The 15,242-nt window shown below is 75.4% G+C and carries 16 protein-coding genes; 5 read left to right on the forward strand and 11 right to left on the reverse strand.

Translation table 11 applies throughout. The annotated features are described in order from the left end of the window. Positions 1-11: 11 nt before the first annotated feature. From trpA to AB0O19_RS37235, 7 genes are read right to left on the reverse strand one after another with little or no spacing between them, the layout of a single operon-like run. Positions 12-926 carry a tryptophan synthase subunit alpha gene (gene trpA / locus AB0O19_RS37205; protein ID WP_363626087.1) on the reverse strand — a complete coding sequence of 305 codons (915 nt, stop codon included), beginning with the start codon at positions 924-926 and terminating at the stop codon, positions 12-14. Further along, complete coding sequence (locus AB0O19_RS37210) at positions 919-1,950, reverse strand: hypothetical protein (protein ID WP_363626089.1); 1,032 nt, start codon at positions 1,948-1,950, stop codon at positions 919-921. Before AB0O19_RS37210 ends, trpA begins: the two co-directional genes overlap by 8 nt. Positions 1,951-1,953: 3 nt before the next feature. Continuing rightward, positions 1,954-2,226 carry a phosphopantetheine-binding protein gene (locus AB0O19_RS37215; protein ID WP_063352985.1) on the reverse strand — a complete coding sequence of 91 codons (273 nt, stop codon included), beginning with the start codon at positions 2,224-2,226 and terminating at the stop codon, positions 1,954-1,956. Between the two features lie 51 nt (positions 2,227-2,277). Further along, positions 2,278-3,813, reverse strand: a complete 1,536-nt coding sequence (locus AB0O19_RS37220) for an AMP-binding protein (RefSeq protein ID WP_363626091.1) — start codon at positions 3,811-3,813, stop codon at positions 2,278-2,280. A 7-nt stretch (positions 3,814-3,820) separates the two neighbouring features. After that, positions 3,821-4,714, reverse strand: a complete 894-nt coding sequence (locus AB0O19_RS37225) for a MaoC family dehydratase (RefSeq protein ID WP_363626093.1) — start codon at positions 4,712-4,714, stop codon at positions 3,821-3,823. Then, positions 4,711-5,949, reverse strand: coding sequence for a beta-ketoacyl-[acyl-carrier-protein] synthase family protein (locus tag AB0O19_RS37230; protein WP_363588125.1), 1,239 nt, complete (start codon positions 5,947-5,949; stop codon positions 4,711-4,713). The genes AB0O19_RS37225 and AB0O19_RS37230 overlap by 4 nt, the downstream gene beginning before the upstream one ends. A gap of 56 nt (positions 5,950-6,005) precedes the next feature. Continuing rightward, positions 6,006-7,217, reverse strand: a complete 1,212-nt coding sequence (locus tag AB0O19_RS37235) for an aminotransferase class I/II-fold pyridoxal phosphate-dependent enzyme (protein WP_363588123.1) — start codon at positions 7,215-7,217, stop codon at positions 6,006-6,008. Between the two features lie 598 nt (positions 7,218-7,815). Here AB0O19_RS37235 and AB0O19_RS37240 point away from each other — a divergent pair. Together AB0O19_RS37240 and AB0O19_RS37245 are read left to right on the forward strand one after the other, a co-directional pair. Continuing rightward, positions 7,816-8,688 carry a bacterial transcriptional activator domain-containing protein gene (locus AB0O19_RS37240; protein WP_363626094.1) on the forward strand — a complete coding sequence of 291 codons (873 nt, stop codon included), beginning with the start codon at positions 7,816-7,818 and terminating at the stop codon, positions 8,686-8,688. Between the two features lie 387 nt (positions 8,689-9,075). Beyond that, positions 9,076-9,423: a helix-turn-helix transcriptional regulator gene (locus tag AB0O19_RS37245; protein WP_363588119.1), complete on the forward strand. Its 348-nt coding sequence runs from the start codon at positions 9,076-9,078 to the stop codon at positions 9,421-9,423. A gap of 67 nt (positions 9,424-9,490) precedes the next feature. Here the strand turns inward: AB0O19_RS37245 and AB0O19_RS37250 are convergent, their stop codons facing one another. Continuing rightward, on the reverse strand, positions 9,491-10,486 hold the full coding sequence (locus AB0O19_RS37250) for a zinc-dependent alcohol dehydrogenase family protein (RefSeq protein ID WP_363588117.1): 996 nt from the start codon (positions 10,484-10,486) through the stop codon (positions 9,491-9,493). A 411-nt stretch (positions 10,487-10,897) separates the two neighbouring features. Between AB0O19_RS37250 and AB0O19_RS37255 the strand changes: the two genes are divergently transcribed. Continuing rightward, positions 10,898-11,140 carry a hypothetical protein gene (locus AB0O19_RS37255; RefSeq protein ID WP_363626104.1) on the forward strand — a complete coding sequence of 81 codons (243 nt, stop codon included), beginning with the start codon at positions 10,898-10,900 and terminating at the stop codon, positions 11,138-11,140. Positions 11,141-11,151: 11 nt separating this feature from the next. Here the strand turns inward: AB0O19_RS37255 and AB0O19_RS37260 are convergent, their stop codons facing one another. From AB0O19_RS37260 to AB0O19_RS37270, 3 genes are all read right to left on the reverse strand, one after another. Next, entirely contained in the window at positions 11,152-12,420 is a 1,269-nt protein-coding gene (locus AB0O19_RS37260) for an MFS transporter (RefSeq protein WP_363626096.1), read from the reverse strand. 168 nt (positions 12,421-12,588) lie between these two features. Next, a complete protein-coding gene (locus AB0O19_RS37265) occupies positions 12,589-12,900 on the reverse strand; it encodes a helix-turn-helix transcriptional regulator (protein ID WP_363588103.1) in 312 nt (103 codons plus the stop codon). 129 nt (positions 12,901-13,029) lie between these two features. Beyond that, positions 13,030-13,668 carry an NAD(P)-binding domain-containing protein gene (locus AB0O19_RS37270; RefSeq protein WP_363626102.1) on the reverse strand — a complete coding sequence of 213 codons (639 nt, stop codon included), beginning with the start codon at positions 13,666-13,668 and terminating at the stop codon, positions 13,030-13,032. A gap of 118 nt (positions 13,669-13,786) precedes the next feature. On the opposite strand from AB0O19_RS37270, the gene AB0O19_RS37275 reads away from it, so the two are divergent. Beyond that, positions 13,787-14,182, forward strand: a complete 396-nt coding sequence (locus tag AB0O19_RS37275) for a helix-turn-helix domain-containing protein (protein WP_363626098.1) — start codon at positions 13,787-13,789, stop codon at positions 14,180-14,182. A 10-nt stretch (positions 14,183-14,192) separates the two neighbouring features. Continuing rightward, positions 14,193-15,071, forward strand: a complete 879-nt coding sequence (locus AB0O19_RS37280; protein ID WP_363626100.1) for a hypothetical protein — start codon at positions 14,193-14,195, stop codon at positions 15,069-15,071. The last annotated feature ends 171 nt before the right edge of the window (positions 15,072-15,242 follow it).

Genomic DNA, 15,242 nt, shown 5'->3' on the forward strand with positions numbered 1-15,242 from the left:
TGCCTTTCGTGTCAGCGGGCGGGGGTGGTGGTGCCGGGGGTGGTGCGCGTGGTGGTGGTGCTCGTGGTGGTGGTGCTCGTGGTGGTGGTGCTGGTGGTGCGTCCGGCCGTGGCGGGCTGGGGTGGCCCGGGCGGGCGGAGGTCGTGGAGGAGGGCGCGCAGCGCCTGTGCGGCGTCGCGGCCCTCGGTGAGGGCGGTCTCGATGCGGGCGACGGCGGCGGAGCCGACGATCGCGGCGTCGGCTCCGGCGGCGGCGACCGCGTCCAGGTCGGCGGCGCTTTTGACGCCGAAGCCGATGGCGACCGGGGTGGCGGGGGCGGCGGCGCGCAGGGCGGCGACGGTGGCGGCCAGGGTGTGGTGGCCTTGCGCGGGGCTGGTGCCGGAGCGGCCGTAGTGGGCGACGAGGTAGACGTAGGCGCCGTGGGCGTCGCGGGCGGCGGCGGTGAGGACCTCGGGGGTGGAGGTCGGGTAGCAGGTGGCGACCTGCGGCAGGGACGCCTCGCGCAGGGCCTGGCGCCAGGCGGGGCGCAGGCGGGGCGGCAGGGCGTGGACGAGCAGGGCGTCGGCGCCGGCCCGGGCGATGGCGCGGGCGCAGGTGGCGGGGTCGGCGGCGCGCAGGCTGTGGCTCCAGTCGGCGAGCAGCGCGATCTTCAGGTTCTTCAACTGGGGCCGCAGGGTGGCGAGTTCGTCCAGGACGGTGTCCAGGGTGGTGCCGGCGGCCAGGGCCCGGTCGGCGGAGCGGCGGATGACGGGGCCGTCGGTGGGCGAGTTGGGGAAGGGGACGGCGAGTTCGAGGACGTCGACGCCTTCCTCGTCCAGGACGAGGGCCAGGTCGGTCAGGCGGGCGGGCGGGTCTCCGGCGTTGAGGAACAGGGCCAGGTGCGGGCGGCCGTCGGCGCGGGCGGCGAAGAACGTGGTGTCAGGCATGGGCGGGGGCCTTGTGGTCGGTGCGCAGGCGGGTGGCCAGGGCGCGGGGGGCGCCGTCGGCCAGGGCGTCCAGGGCGGCGGTGTGGGCGGTGTGCCAGTGGGTGTGGCGGCCCGAGGCGAGGGCGAGGGCGGCGGCGTTGAGGGCGATGGTGTGGGTGGCGGTGGGGCCGGCGCGGCCGGCGAGGGCTTGCAGGAAGTGGCCGGTGAGGTCCTCGGGGTGGGGGGCGAGGTCGGCCAGGGTGCCGTCGGCGGGGGCGATGGAGCCGGCGGGCAGGTGGATGGTGGTGTCGGGGGTGTGCAGGGTGTTGTCGGCGAAGGGCAGGAGTTCGTCGGCGCCGGCGGTGTTGGTGGCCAGCCACACGGCGCGTCCGGGGGTGCGGGGGGCGAGGTGGCGCAGGGCGGGCAGGTCGGTGGCGGCGCTGGCGCCGGTGAGCTGGGCGGTGACGGGCACGGTGGCGAGCAGCGGGCCGAGGGTGTTGAGGAGGCGTCCGAAGGGTTTGAGGGTGAGCGGGAACAGGAGGCGGGCCAGGCGGGTGAGGGCGGGCGGGTAGACGTGGGGGCCGGCGAAGGCGATGCCGTGGCGGGCGAGGTGGTCGGCGGTGGCGGTGTGGGAGGAGGTGAGGGTGATGCCCAGGCGTTCCAGCAGGTCGATGGAGCCGGCGCTGCTGGTGTAGGCGCGGGAGCCGGTCTTGACGACGGGTACGCCCATGGCGGCGGCGGTCAGGGCGGCGGCGGTGGAGAGGTTGAAGGTGGCCGGGCCGCCGCCGGTGCCGACGATGTTGACGCTGGCGGGGTGGGCGGGGCCGGGGTGGGGGCTGCGTTCGGTCAGGGAGGTGGTGAAGGCGGCGAGGGTGTCGGGGGCGGGCAGGCGGGTGGTGAGGGCGGCCAGCAGGGCCGCGGCCTGGGCCCGGTCGCTGTCGCGGGCCGGGCCCGGGGGGCGCTGCTCCAGCTGGTCCCACCACGAGCGCCAGGTGTCCAGGTCGACGTCGTGCCCGGCGAGCAGGGCGGTGAGGGCCGGGTGCACGGGTCAGCCGCCTGCCACGGCGCTGGCCGGGACGGCGCGGCGCTGGGTGATGAAGGCGTCGATGGCGGTGACGGAGCGGAAGTTGTTGGGGTCGAGGTCGGTGTCGTCGACGGGCAGGGCGAAGTGGTCCTCGACCCAGGCGATGAGCTTGAGGACGCCCAGGCTGTCGATGACGCCGTCGGAGAGCAGGTCGTGGTCGTCGGCGAGTTGCTCGGGGGTGACGTCGGGCAGGAACTCCTCGATGAGGAACCGCTTGATCTGGGCGATGTTGCTCATGGCTCGCAACTCCCTTGGGTGTATTGGGGTTTGGTGGGTGTGGTGGTGTGGTCAGGCGGTGGGCAGGACGGCCTTGCGGTCGACTTTGCCGGTGGCGGTCTTGGGCAGCGGGGTGTCGTGGATGGCCAGGCGTTCGGGCACGGCGGCGCGCGGCAGGTTGCGGGCCAGGTGCTCGCGCAGGGTGAGGCTGTTGAGGGCGGAGCCGGCGGCGCGCTGGACGGCGGCGTGCAGGCGTTTGCCGGTCAGCGGGTCCGGGGCGGCGGCGACGGCGGCCTCGCGGACCTCGGGGTGGGCGAGCAGGACGCGTTCGACCTCGGCGGTGTTGACGGCGACGCCGCGGACCTTGACCTGGAAGTCGGCGCGTCCGGTCAGGTGCAGGCGGCCGTGTTCGTCGCGGACGGCCAGGTCCCCGGTGCGGAACCAGCGCCGTCCGGGGCCGGCGCCCTCGGGCTGGGTGGTGAAGCGGCCGGCGTCGCGGGAGCGGTCCAGGTAGCCGGCGGCCTGGAAGGGTGTGGAGACGTACAGTTCGCCGCGGCCGGGGCCGGTGACGGGGGTGCCGTCGGGGGCGGCGAGCAGGGTGCGCACCCCGGGCAGGGGGGTGCCGATGGGCACCGGCAGGGCGGCGGTGGCGTCCAGGCGGTCCAGGCGGTGCAGGAAGCTGTCGTTGGTCTCGGTGCAGCCGTAGATGTTGTAGAGCGCGGCGCCGGGCAGCAGGGCGGGCAGTGCGGCCAGGGTGCGGGCGTCGATGGCGTCGCCGGTGAACGCGGCGTGCTCGACGCTGTCCAGCACCGCCGGGCCTGCCGTCTGGGCGGCGGCCTGGGCGAGGAGGGCGTAGGCGAGGGGGACGGCCTGGAGGACGTGCGGGCGGTGGCGGGTGAGCTGGGCGAGCAGGTGGCGGGCGTTGAGCGCGTGGGCGGGGTCGATGAGCAGGACGGTGCCGCCGGCGGCGAGGGTGGCCCACACGTCCAGCAGGCACAGGTCGAAGTTGAGGGGGGCGTAGTTGGCGACGACGCGGCCGGGCCCGAGGTCGAAGGTGTCGTGGGCCCAGGCGGTGAAGCGGTCGACGGCGGCCTGCGCGAGGGGGACGATCTTGGGCAGGTCGGTGGAGCCGGAGGTGGTGAGCAGGAAGGAGGTGCCGGCGGCGAGGGTGGGCACGGGGGCGGGGCGGGCCAGGGCGGGCAGGGCGGGGGTGTCCTGGCCGAGGGGGGCGAGCAGGTGGCGGGCGCCGGCCTGGGCGAACAGGGCCGCGAGCAGGGCGGGGGCCAGCTGCGGGGAGGGCAGCAGGAAGGGGCGGCGCTCGATCAGGCAGGCCAGGACGAGGGCGATCTGCTCGGGGGACTTGGCGGCGGGCAGGCCCACCGGTTCGCCGGGGGCGAGGTCCAGCGTGTGCAGGCGCAGCCGTTCGCGTTCGGCGGTTTCGGCGAGTTCGCGGTAGGTGACGGCGCGTTCGTGCCACAGGAGGGCGACGGCGTCGGGCCGGGTGCGGGCGTGGGCGGTGAACGCGTCGGGCAGCGACAGCGGTGGCGGGGCCTGCGCGGCGGGTGCGGTGGGTTCGGCGGGCGTGGTGGGTTCGGCGGGTGTGGTCATCGGGGTCTCACTCCCCCGCCGGGGTGAGGGCGGCCCAGCCGGCCTTGACGGCGGTGCCGTCCTGGGTGGCGACGGTGAAGCGCACCACCGTGCCCCGGTCGTAGGGCTGCAGGGTCAGGCGCAGCGGGGTGCCGGGGGTGGTGGGGGCGGCGAAGCGGGCGCCCAGGGCGGTGAGGCGGGTGGGGTCGCCGTCGGCGTGGCGGTCGGTGATCTCCTCGGTGGCGAGGGCGACCAGGTGCATGCCGTGGGCGATGGCGGCGGGGAATCCGGCGGCGCGGGCGGCGTCGTCGTCGAGGTGCAGGGGGTTGAGGTCGCCGGCGGCGTGGGCGTAGGCGGTGACGTCGGCGGGGGTGAGGGTGTGGGTGAGGGTGAGGGGTTCGGTGTCGGGGGTGGTGCCGGGGTGGGCGGCGGGGGTGAGGGTGCCGAAGGGTTCGATGGTGGTGGCGCCGACCAGCAGGGCGGAGGTGGCCAGTTGGGCCAGGGTGCGGGTGCCGTCGGTGAGGTGGGTGGTGAGGGCCAGGCGGGTGCCGCGGGCTTCGCGGCGGGCGGCGGTGACGGTGACGTCGATGTCGACGTGGGTGCCGGCGGTGAGGGGGTGGTGGGTGTGGATCTCCTGGGCGAGGTGGACCACGCCGGTGAAGCCGGTATCGCCCGTGGTCAGGGTGGTGACGGTGTGCTGGGCGAGGGTGTGGGCGAGGACGAAGGGGTGGGCGGGGGCGGCGGCGGTGTCCGGGGCGGGGGGCAGGCCGGTGCGGGCGGCGGTGCGGTAGGCGGCCAGGGCGTCGGCGGTCACGGTGGTGCGGGTGCGGGCGGTGCGGTGGGCGGGCGTCGTCGCGGGCCCGGTCGCGGTCGCGGGTGTGGTCGCCGTCGCGGGTGTGGTCGCGGGTGTGGTCGTGGTCATAGCGGGGTCACCACCAGGGTCGAGTTGTGGCCGCCGAAGCCGAACGAGTTGGACAGGGCCGCGCCGGGGCGGATGGGGCGGGCGGTGCCGTGGACGACGTCGAGGTCCAGGCCCTGTTCGGTGTGCTCGTGGTTGGCGGTGGGAGGGGCGAGGCGGCTGTTCATGGCCTGCACGGCGGCGATCAGCTCGACGGCGCCGGCGGCGCCGATGAGGTGGCCGATGGAGCCCTTGGTGGAGGTGACGGGCACGCCGTGCGGGCCGAAGACGGTGCGCAGCGCGGCGGCTTCGGCGCGGTCGTTGTGCACGGTGGAGGTGCCGTGGGCGTTGACGTGGGCGATGTCGGCGGGGGTGAGGCCGGCGTCGGTGAGGGCGGCGCGCATGGCGGCGACGGCGCCGGCGCCGTCGGGGCGGGGGTTGGAGAGGTGGTAGGCGTCGGCGCTGGAGCCGTAGCCGGCGAGGAGGGCGTAGGGGGTGCGGTGGCGGGCGCGGGCGTCGGCGAGGCGTTCGAGGACGAGGAAGCCGGCGCCTTCGCCCATGACGAAGCCGTCGCGGTCGGTGTCGAAGGGGCGGCTGGCGCGGGTGGGGTCGTCGTTGCGCTGGGAGTGGGCGCCGAGGTTGCCGAACGCGGCGAGGGTGACGGGGGTGAGGGTGGCTTCGCAGCCGCCGGCGATGACGATGTCGGCGCGGCCGGTTTCCAGGAGGAGGGCGGCGTGGCCGATGGCGTCGGCGCTGGAGGCGCAGGTGGTGGCGATGGTCAGGGCGGGGCCGGTCCAGGCCAGGCGCATGGCGATCTGGGCGGCGGCGGCGTTGGGCATGGTGACCAGGGGCATCAGGGGGCTGACGCGCAGGGGTCCGGCGGTGGTGAAGAGGGCGGATTCGCGGTCGCTGGTGGTGCGGCCGCCGACGGCGTTGCCGACGACGATGGCGCTGCGGCCGGGGTCGGGTTCGGGGGCGCCGGCGTCCTGGTGGGCGGCGAGGGCGGCGAGGGTGCCGTAGTGGGCGAAGGGGTCGAGGCGGCGGGCGTCCTTGGCGGGGACGGGGCCGTTGTCGGGCAGGTCGGTGACGCGGCAGCCCAGGCGGACCCGGTGGCGGGCCAGGGCGGGGTCGGTGAGGGCGGTGGCGGTGGGGGTGCCGGTGCTGACGGTGTGCCAGAACGCGGCCGGGGTGTGGCCGGCGGGGCTGACGACGCCCAGGCCGGTGACGGCGATGGGGGGCCGGGTGGGGCGGGCTGCCATGGTCTTGTCCTTTCCGGGCGTTGGGGGCCGGGCCTTCCTTGGTGGCGCCGTCCTGGTCAGATGAGGCCGGTCTGGGCGGCGGCGGTCAGGAAGGCGTCGGCGGCGAAGTCGATGTCGGCGGCGGTGTGGCGGGCGGTGACGGCGATCCGCAGCCGGGCCAGGTCGTTGGGCACGGCGGGGGTGACGACGGGCAGGCCGATGACGCCGGCCTTGCGGCAGGCGGTGGCGTAGTCGTAGGCGGCGTCGTCGGAGCCGGCGATGACGGGCAGGACGGCGGTGGCGGAGTCCATGGTGGAGATGCCGGCGTCGTTGAGGCGCCGGCGCAGGCGCTGGGCCTGGACCTGGATGTGGGTGACGCGTTCGGGTTCGCGGCGCAGGATCCGCAGGGACTCCAGGGCGGCGCCGGTCTGGGCGGGGCCGAGGGCGGCGGAGAACAGGAACGGGCGGGCGGCGTAGCGCAGGTGGCCGATCAGTTCGTGGCTGCCGGCGACCCAGCCGCCCATGGAGGGGATGGCCTTGGAGAGGGTGCCGAGTTTGATGTCGACGCGGTGGCGGTAGCCGAAGTGCTCCTCGATGCCGCCGCCGGTTTCTCCGATGACGCCCAGGGCGTGGGCCTCGTCGACCATCAGGAGGGCGTCGTGGGCGTCGCAGACCGCGCGCAGTTCGGGCAGCGGGGCGATGTCGCCGTCCATGGAGTAGACGCTGTCGACGATGACCAGGCGCACGCCGGTCGGGGAGGCGGCCTTGAGGCGGCGTTCCAGGTGGTCGACGTCGTTGTGGCGGAAGCGGGTGACGGTGGCGCCGGAGAGGCGGCAGCCGTCGACGATGCTGGCGTGGTCGTACTTGTCGATCAGGACGGTGTCGCCCTGGCCGACCAGGGCGCCGACGGTGCCGACGTTGGCGGCGTAGCCGGAGCCGAAGACCTGGGCGCGTTCGCGGCGGGCGAAGCGGGCGACCTCGGCTTCCAGTTCCTCGTGCAGCGGGATGGTGCCGGCCAGGGCGCGCACGCCGTGGTTGCCGGTGCCGTAGACGTCGACGGCGGCCTTGGCGGCGGCCACCACGCGTTCGTCGCCGGCCAGGCCCAGGTAGCTGTAGCCGGACATCATGAGCAGGCGCTCGCCGTCCAGGTCGCAGTAGGCGCTGTCGCGTTCCATGGTGTAGGCGACGAAGCTGTTGCGGCGTGAGGGGTCGGACTCCAGCGCGGCCACGCGGTCCAGGGTGGCGGCGAGCTTCGGCTCCAGGCGGTCCCATGCTCCGGTGGCGTTCACGTGCGGGTCTCCTTCTCGGCGGGGCGCGGCGGGCGCGCGGCGGTTTTGCCGTGCGGTTTGCCGTCGGTTTGCCGCCGGTTGTCCGTCGGCTGGTCGGCGGTTCGTCGTCGGCTTGTTCCGGATTGTTTTCGGTATTTCCCGGCGCGGGGGCGGGTGGTGGTGCTGGGGTTTCCTCCCGGGATAGTCCCGGGGCTTTTACGGGTGGTGCCCGGCGCAGGGGGTGGGGTGGTGTTTCTCGAAGCCTTCACGCGGGGTGCTCAAGGATGACTACATTTCTACGGCAGGATGCGCAAGGCGTCCGCAATAGCCGTGTTCCCGGCCTGCGGTAACGCTCTGACGTGCAGAAACCCTGCGTCCACGACGCATGGACCGGCTGGTGGGTATGTTTTGTCGACCAGTGTTGACACCGTGTGATGCGCCGAATGTATGGTCGAAATCCGCCGAAACCGAACGGCTGGTCGGCGGAATTTCCGGTCCAGGTTTCCCACGCCGTCGGCCCGGCGTCACGGGCCGTCGGCTCCGCTTTGGCTCAAGGGGGTTGGAGCACGTTGAACGGCTTCCGGGAAGACAGTCCGTCCGGCAGATCGGGGGAATTCTCATGCTGATCCGCCTGACAGGACTTGTGACGATCGAGCACGACCACGGCGCCCCGCAGCACCTGTCCAGCGCCCAGGCCCAGGTGGCGTTCGCCCGCCTGGTCCTGGAGCGCTCCGCCGGCACCAGCCGCGACCAGCTGGCCGACACCATCTGGCCCGACGGCCTGCCCGACACCTGGGCCTCCGCGCTGCGCAGCGTGGTCTCGCGGGTGCGGGCCTTCGTCGCCGCCCCCGGCCAGGGCCCGGGCGCCACTCCGCTGATCGCCCAGGGCGGGCGCTACGTCCTGCGGCTGCCCGCGGACGCGGCGGTGGACCTGGAGGCCGCCGCCAGCGCGGTCGGGGAGGCCGGGGAGGCGTACGCGGCCCGCTCCTACGCGGTGGCGCAGCAGCTGGCCGCGGGTGCGATCGCCAATCTGCGCGGCGCGTTCCTGCCCGACCACGAGGGCGAGTGGGCGGGCGGGGTGCGCGAGCACGTGGAGGAGCTGCGGATGTCCGCGCTGGAGACGGCGAGCCTGTCGGCCTCGGCGCTGGGCGAGGAGCACCACGCGCTGCGCTGGGCCGACGAGGCGGTGCGCCGCGCCCCGTTCCGCGAGAGCGCCTACCGCTGCCGGATGGAGGCGCTGGCCGCGGCCGGCAACCGGGCCGAGGCGCTGCGCTGTTACCAGCAGCTGCGCCAGGTGCTGGCGGAGGAGCTGGGCATCGACCCGGCCGCCGAGACCCAGGAGCTCTACCTGGCGCTGCTGCGCTCCCCCGCTCCCGTCGCGCCCGCTGCGGCGGTGGTGCGGCCGGTGGACCCGGTGCTGATGGGGATCTTCGAGCCGCTGGCCCTGGCCCGGCTGGCGCGCCCGGCCGGGCCGCCGGTGCGCGCGGCCTGACGGCCTGTCGGTGGGCGCGCGGCTTGACGGGACTGTCGGTGCGCGCGGCCTGACGGCCTGTCGGTGGGCGCGCGGCCTGGCGGGATCGGCGGTGCGCGCGGTTCGACGGCCTGTCGGTGCGCGCGCGGCTTGACGGCCTGTCGTCGTGGCGGGCGGCCCCCGGCTTCGGGGGGCCGCCCGCCCGCGTGCGCGCACGGGGGCGGGCGGGGGCGGGCGGGGGCGCGGGGGTCGCGGGCACGCCGGGGCGGGCGCGCGCGTGTTGCGGAGGTGTTGCGGTGGGCGTGGCGCACGGCGCGCTCGTAGTAGCGTCGAGGCGCGAAGTCGCGCACGCCGCGCGGCTTTTACCGAACCGGGACGGGGGTCGAGCGTTGGGAAGGGGTGGTGGGTGTGGGACGGGCACGCGTGGCGGCGCGGGTGATCGTGCACCCTGGTGTGGAGGACCTCAGCGTCCAGCAGGTGTTGGAGGCACTCGCGGACCCTGCCCGCAGATCGGTGGTGCGCCGGCTGGCCCACGCGGGCGCCGCGCTGAGCTGCGGCTCCTTTGACCTTCCGGTCTCCCGCTCCACCTCGACGCACCACTTCAACGTGCTGCGCCAGGCCGGACTGCTGCACCAGTACTACGTCGGCACCACCAAGATGAACTCGCTGCGCGCCGAGGAGCTGGAGGGCCGTTTCCCGGGCCTGCTGTCGGCGGTGGTCGCCGCCGCCGACGCCGAGGCCCGCGCGGCGCCCTGACGGCCGGCCCGCTCGCGGCCGGCGGCCGCGGGGCGGGCCGGTTCCGGAAGGCTCGGCCCCGGCGGGGTCAGTTCTGGACGGTGAGGACGATCTTGCCGACCTGGGTGCCGGCCTCCAGGTAGCGGTGGGCCTCGGCGATCCGGTCGAGGCCCTCGAAGACCCGGTCGACGGCGGGGGTGAAGGAGCCGTCCGCGAGCCCGGCGGTGACGAAGGCCTGTGCGCGGCGCAGCCGTTCGTCGTCGCGGGTCACCTCGTGCATGGAGTAGAAGCGGCTGGTGACGGGGGCGAAGGTGTCCTGACCGGGCAGGGGGGTGTCGCGGGGGTCGAGGCGGCCGTAGACGATCAGGCGTCCGCCGGGGGCGATGGTGCGGGCGAGGGTGAGGACGCCGGGGCCGGCGACGGGGTCGAAGACGGTGCGCACGCCGGTGCCGGCGGTGATGGCGTCCACGCGGGCCACCAGGTCCTCCTCGCCGGTGATGACGACGTCGGCGGCGCCGGCGTCCAGGAGTTGCTGCTTCTTGGCGCGGGTGCGGGTGGTGGCGATGGGGACGGCGCCCAGGCGGCGGGCGGTGCGGATGGCCGCCAGGCCGGTGCCGGAGGCGGCGGCGGTGAGCAGGACGTGGTCGCCGGGGCGCAGGTGGCCGTCCTCGGCGAGGGCGCCGTAGGCGGTCAGGTAGGGCATCCACACGGCCGTGCCCTGGACGTCGGTGAGGCCGGCCGGGTGGTGGACGACGGCGCGGGCGGGCACGAGGGCGTGGGTGCGGTAGACGCCGTAGTCGTTCTGGGAGAAGGCCGGGACGGTGTCGACCCGGTCGCCGGCGGCGAAGCCGGTGACGCCCTCGCCGAGGGCTTCCACGGTGCCGGCGGCCTCGTAGCCGGGGGTGGCGGGCAGCCTGGGCTCGTCGAGGTAGGTGCCGGCGCGGAAGAGGGCCTCGGCGCGGTTGAGGCCGATCGCGGTGACGCGGATGAGCAGTTCGCCGGGGCCGGGCACGGGTACGGCGGCGGCTCGCACGGTCAGGACCTCCGGCCCTCCGGTGCGGTCGAAGACGACGGTCCTGGACATGGCGTAACTCCCCTGCTGCGGCGGGCCGGTGGCGGTGCGGCGTGCGGTGCGGCGTGCGGTGCGGCCACTTACGTAACCCGGTGCGCGGGAAACTGTCAAACTTCGACCGGTCTCGGAATAGGGGGCGGTCGGCGCGCGTTGCCGGTGAGTTGACCCCGCGTCAGACCAGCGCCAGGCCCGGGGCCGCGGGGGCTGCGGGGGCGGGTGGGAACCCGGCATGGCGGCGGGCGGGCGGTGTTCGTATCCTTCGGCGGATGGACGCCTTCGCACCGCCGCACGAGCCGCCGCACGAGCCGTACGGGCCCCCGGGCCGGGCCCGCAGACCGTGGCGCTGTGTGCCACCGCGTTCGAAGCGGTCTGGGAGCGAGCGGTCCCGCACCACCTGTACGACGTCTGACGAAGGCCGGCTCCATGCCCGCGCACCCCTCTGCGAGCGTTCAACAGGCCCGCGAAGCCCTGGCCGGCCGGGTGCGCGAGATCCGCGAGGACACGGGGAGCGGGGTCCACGCGGACACGCTGGATGCCGCCTCCACCCTCACCCGGCCCGGCCAGGTCGGTCTGTACGCCCGGGCCTTCGACCGCCTCTCGCGGGGGGCGGTGCGGGGCGCGGCCGTGCGCTCGCTCGTGGCGGGCGCCTTGGCCTGCCTGGACTGACACGGCAGCCGTCAGGCGGTGGCGGCCCGGGCCGAATCGGGCGCGGCGGCGGCGTCGGTGGTCGGCTCGTCCTGCGCCGGGGTCTGCGGCGTGGGGGTGGCCTGGGTGGCGGGGCCCAGGCGGCGGCGCAGCAGGACGGCGGCCAGGGCGGCGAGGGCGAAGCCGGCTCCGGCCCAGGGCAGGTAGCGGGCGCCGGCGGTGGAGACGACGAGGCCGCCCACCGCGCTGCCGGCGGTGATACCCAGGTTGGAGAAGGAGATGAACAGGCTGTTGCCGAACTCGGGTGCGTCCTGGGCGTCGCGGGCCAGCCAGCTCTGGCTGACGACGAGTCCGCCGGAGTGCACCGCGCCCCAGAGCAGGACGCCGGCGGTCATCGGCGCGGGCCAGGGGCCGATCGCGTAGAGCAGGGCGTAGAGGAGGACGTAGAGGGCGGGGAAGGCGGTGACGGTGCGCGGGAGGTCGCGTTCCAGGAGGCGGCCGAAGAGGAGGTTGCCGAGGACCATGACGATCCCGAAGGCCATCAGCGCGGCGCCCACCAGGGAGGCGCTCAGGCCGGTGACGCGTTCCAGGTATTCGGCGAAGTAGCCGTAGACGGAGAACATCGCGGCGAACACGCACACGACGGCCAGGACCGACAGCCACAGCCGGCCCCGGCGCAGGATGGCCAGCTGGCCCCGGTAGGAGGGGCGCCGGCCGGCGGACGCGGTAGGCGTGGTGGGCGCGGCGGGGGCGGTGGGCAGGAGGAGCAGGACGCCCAGGCAGGCCAGCAGGTTGACGCCGGCGCCGAACCAGAACGCGGCGGCCAGGCCCGCGTGTTCGGCGAGGTAGGAGGTGAGCGGCACGCCGAAGGCGAAGCCGACGGTGACGCCGGCGAAGACGGTGGTGGCCGCCCGGGTGGCGCGGTGTTCGGGGACCAGGTTGGCGGCGGTGGTGAGGGCGACGGCGAAGAAGACGGGGTGGAAGAGCGCGGGCAGGATCCGGAAGGCGAACATCACGGCGAAGTCGTCGGTGAGCGCGTACACGGCGTTGGAGAGCGCGAAGACGGCCAGTGCGCCCGCCAGGACGGCCTTGCGGCGCAGGCCGGAGGCCAGCAGGGTGCCGAACGGTCCGGTGGCGGCGACCACGAGGGCGAAGACGCCCACCAGCCAGCCGGCGGCGGAGGGTGTGACGCCGAGGTCCTCGGAGATGCGGGGCAGGACGCCGACGACGCCCATCTCGGTGGTGATGATCCCGAACACTCCCAGGGAGAGTGTCAGGACGGCGGGGCCGGTCTTTCGCATGTGCTGCCTCCGTCCGCCCGGCGCGCGGGGTGTGCGGGCGCACGGCACCCGCCCCCCGCACATGGGGCTACAAATCTAGATAGTTAGATGGAATGGGGCGAAAAGGAAGGGCGCAGCCCGGGCCGCCCCGGCGGGGGCGGTGGGGTGCGCCCCTGAGGGGGCGGGGCGTCAGAGTTCGTCGCGGGCGTAGGCGGCGAACGCGGCGATCGTCGCCTCGTCGCGGCGGTAGAAGGTCCACTTGCCGACGCGTTCGGACACCAGCAGTCCGGCGTCGCGCAGGATCTGCAGGTAGCCGGAGACCACGGACTGGGCGAGCCCGGACTTCTCCCGGATGTCCGTCACGCACACGCCGATGTGGAAGCCCACGCCGCGTTCGCGGTAGTAGTCCTCGTCGAAGTAGCGCTCGGGCGTCTTGAGCCAGCGCAGGAAGTCCGCCCGCGCCGGGTTGGCGAGCGCCTTGTGGACGGCCAGCGGATCCACCGCGTGCTCCCTTCGCCCGACCCTCGACCAGATGACGTATCCAATATTCTAGATGTGAAGAAGCGTGTCAACCCGGGCCGGACGAGGCGGGGGCGGCCCGCATGCCCGCCGCCCCGGCGGCCTGCGGGCCTACGGGCCGGCGTGGGCCAGGGGCGGGGCGATCGCCTGGGCGTCCACGCCCTCGCCCACCCACAGGCCGATCAGGAACGCGGCGGTCGCCTCCAGCAGCCCGGCCCGCTCCAGCCCCCCGCCGCCCACCGGCTCGCAGCCCACGTCCCGCACCAGGCGCCGCACCGTCTCCAGCGCGCCCGGCTCGTCCCCGCACAGCGGGACGGCCAGCGGACGCCCGTCGAACACCGGCGGGCTCAGGCGCCACACGCTCTCGTGGCACAGGTTGAACGCCTTGACCACGTGCGCCCCGGGCGCGCCCGCCGCGATGCGCTCGGCCGCCGAGGGCCCGGCGCCGGTGGCCAGGACGAAACCCGGGGCCACCGGGTTGGTGCAGTCCACCAGCGTGCGCCCGCGCAGGACGCCGGCCAGGGCGGCGGCCACACCGGCCGCCGCCGCGTGGGGCACGGCGAGCAGGACGGCGTCCGCCCCGTGCCCGGCCGCCTCCCGCACGCCCCCGGCCCGGGCACCGATCCGCCCGGCCAGGGCCGCGGCCCGGGCGCCGTCGCGCCCGCCCACCAGCACGTCGTGGCCCGCGCGCACCCACTGCCCGCCCAGCGCACCGGCCATGGCGCCGGTGCCGATGATCCCGATCCTCACGATCCCCGCTCCCCTTCTCCCGAACACGCCGACGACATCGACATCGACGATGTCGACGGCATCGACGACGTCGACTGCGCTGACGACACTAGGCACCGGCTCGGGCACCATTCGGTACGTGACCACCGATCAGGACCTCCTCGCCGACTGCCCCGCCCGCCTCGCCTTCGACCTGCTCGCCAACACCTGGAACCCGGTCGTCCTGTGGGCGCTGCGCCACCACCCCCAGCGCCCCGGGCAGTTGCGCGCGCGGATCGGGGGCATCAGCCCCAAGGTGCTGACCGAGACCCTGCGCCGCCTGCAGGCCAGCGGCCTGGTGGAACGCACCGCCCACCCCGGGTCGCCGCCCCGCGTCGAGTACGCGCTCACCGGCCTGGGGGCGAGCCTGCTCACCCCGGTGGGCGCCCTCGGCGCGTGGGCGTTCGAGCACGGCGACGACGTCATGGCGGCCCAGGACCGCGCCGAAGGCCCGGGGCCCGCCGGGGCCGAGAGCGCGGGGCCCGCCGGGGCCTAGGATTTCTCCGGTGCACCGGAGGAATCTGACAGCGGCGGCCGACGGCGGATCCTGGGGCGGCCTGGGCCTGGAGCTCCCCCCTGCCACCGAGCCGGGGCTGCGGCCGCGGACGGCCAACGGGAACCTGATCGTCCTGTCACAGGGTCCGCGGGTGGTGCTCACCGCCAGGATCGACGACGACCGCTGCGGCGTCGAGTACTCCCGCACGGACCACTACCGCTCCCCCCTCGCCCCGCTGCGGGCCGCCCGGGCGCGCGCGGTCGCCGGGCCGGGAGCGCCGTCCTGGTACGCCCGCTGGGCGCACCGCTTCGCCGGCGCCCTGCACGCCCGCGCCGACGGCCCGCTCCACGAGGGGCGGTGGGTGCTCTCCCCGCGGCTCGCCCGCGAGGGGACGGCACCGGCCGCAGGCGGACCGGGCGGCCAGTGGCGCTCCCTGCTGCTCGACGCCCATCCCGACGGCTACGTCGACTGGTTCGACGGCTCCCGGCGGGTCATGCCGCTGCGCCGGATGCCACCGCCCGATGACCCCCGGGTGAAGGCCTGCCGCAAGCAGGCCCGGGAGGGCGTCCTGGCGCCCGTCCTGCTCTGGTGGTTCAGCGGGCTCAACTGCCATGCGGTCCTGGACGGCCACGCCCGCCTCGGCGCCGCGATCGCCGAGAACCGCGAGCCGGCGGTCCTGGTCCTGTCCCGCGCCCCGTCCGAGGAACGGACCAGGGCCCGGACGGACAAGGCCCTGTCGACCTACCGCCTCACCATGTCCCTGCTGGACGGCCCGCATCCGGTGGCGGACCGCCAGGGCCTGGCCTCGGCGGCGGGCCGCCTGCTCGCCACCCAGTTGCACGGCCCCGAGGCCGGCCACGCGCCCACCCGCGCATGGCCGATGCCGTGAGGCCCACCCGCCCGGCTCCGCCCGGCACCGGCCGTTCCCGCCAGGGGCCTTGGCGGGTTCGCGGCCCAGGCGCGGCACTAGACCCGGACTTCGCGGGTCGTTGTTTCAGGTCTGTGGCCAGCGGGTTTGTGTGATGTCGGTGTCGAGGAGGTCGAGGAGGTGGAGTTGGAC

Source organism: Kitasatospora sp. NPDC091276, assembly GCF_040684355.1.
In the GTDB taxonomy this organism is placed as follows: Bacteria; Actinomycetota; Actinomycetes; order Streptomycetales; family Streptomycetaceae; genus Kitasatospora.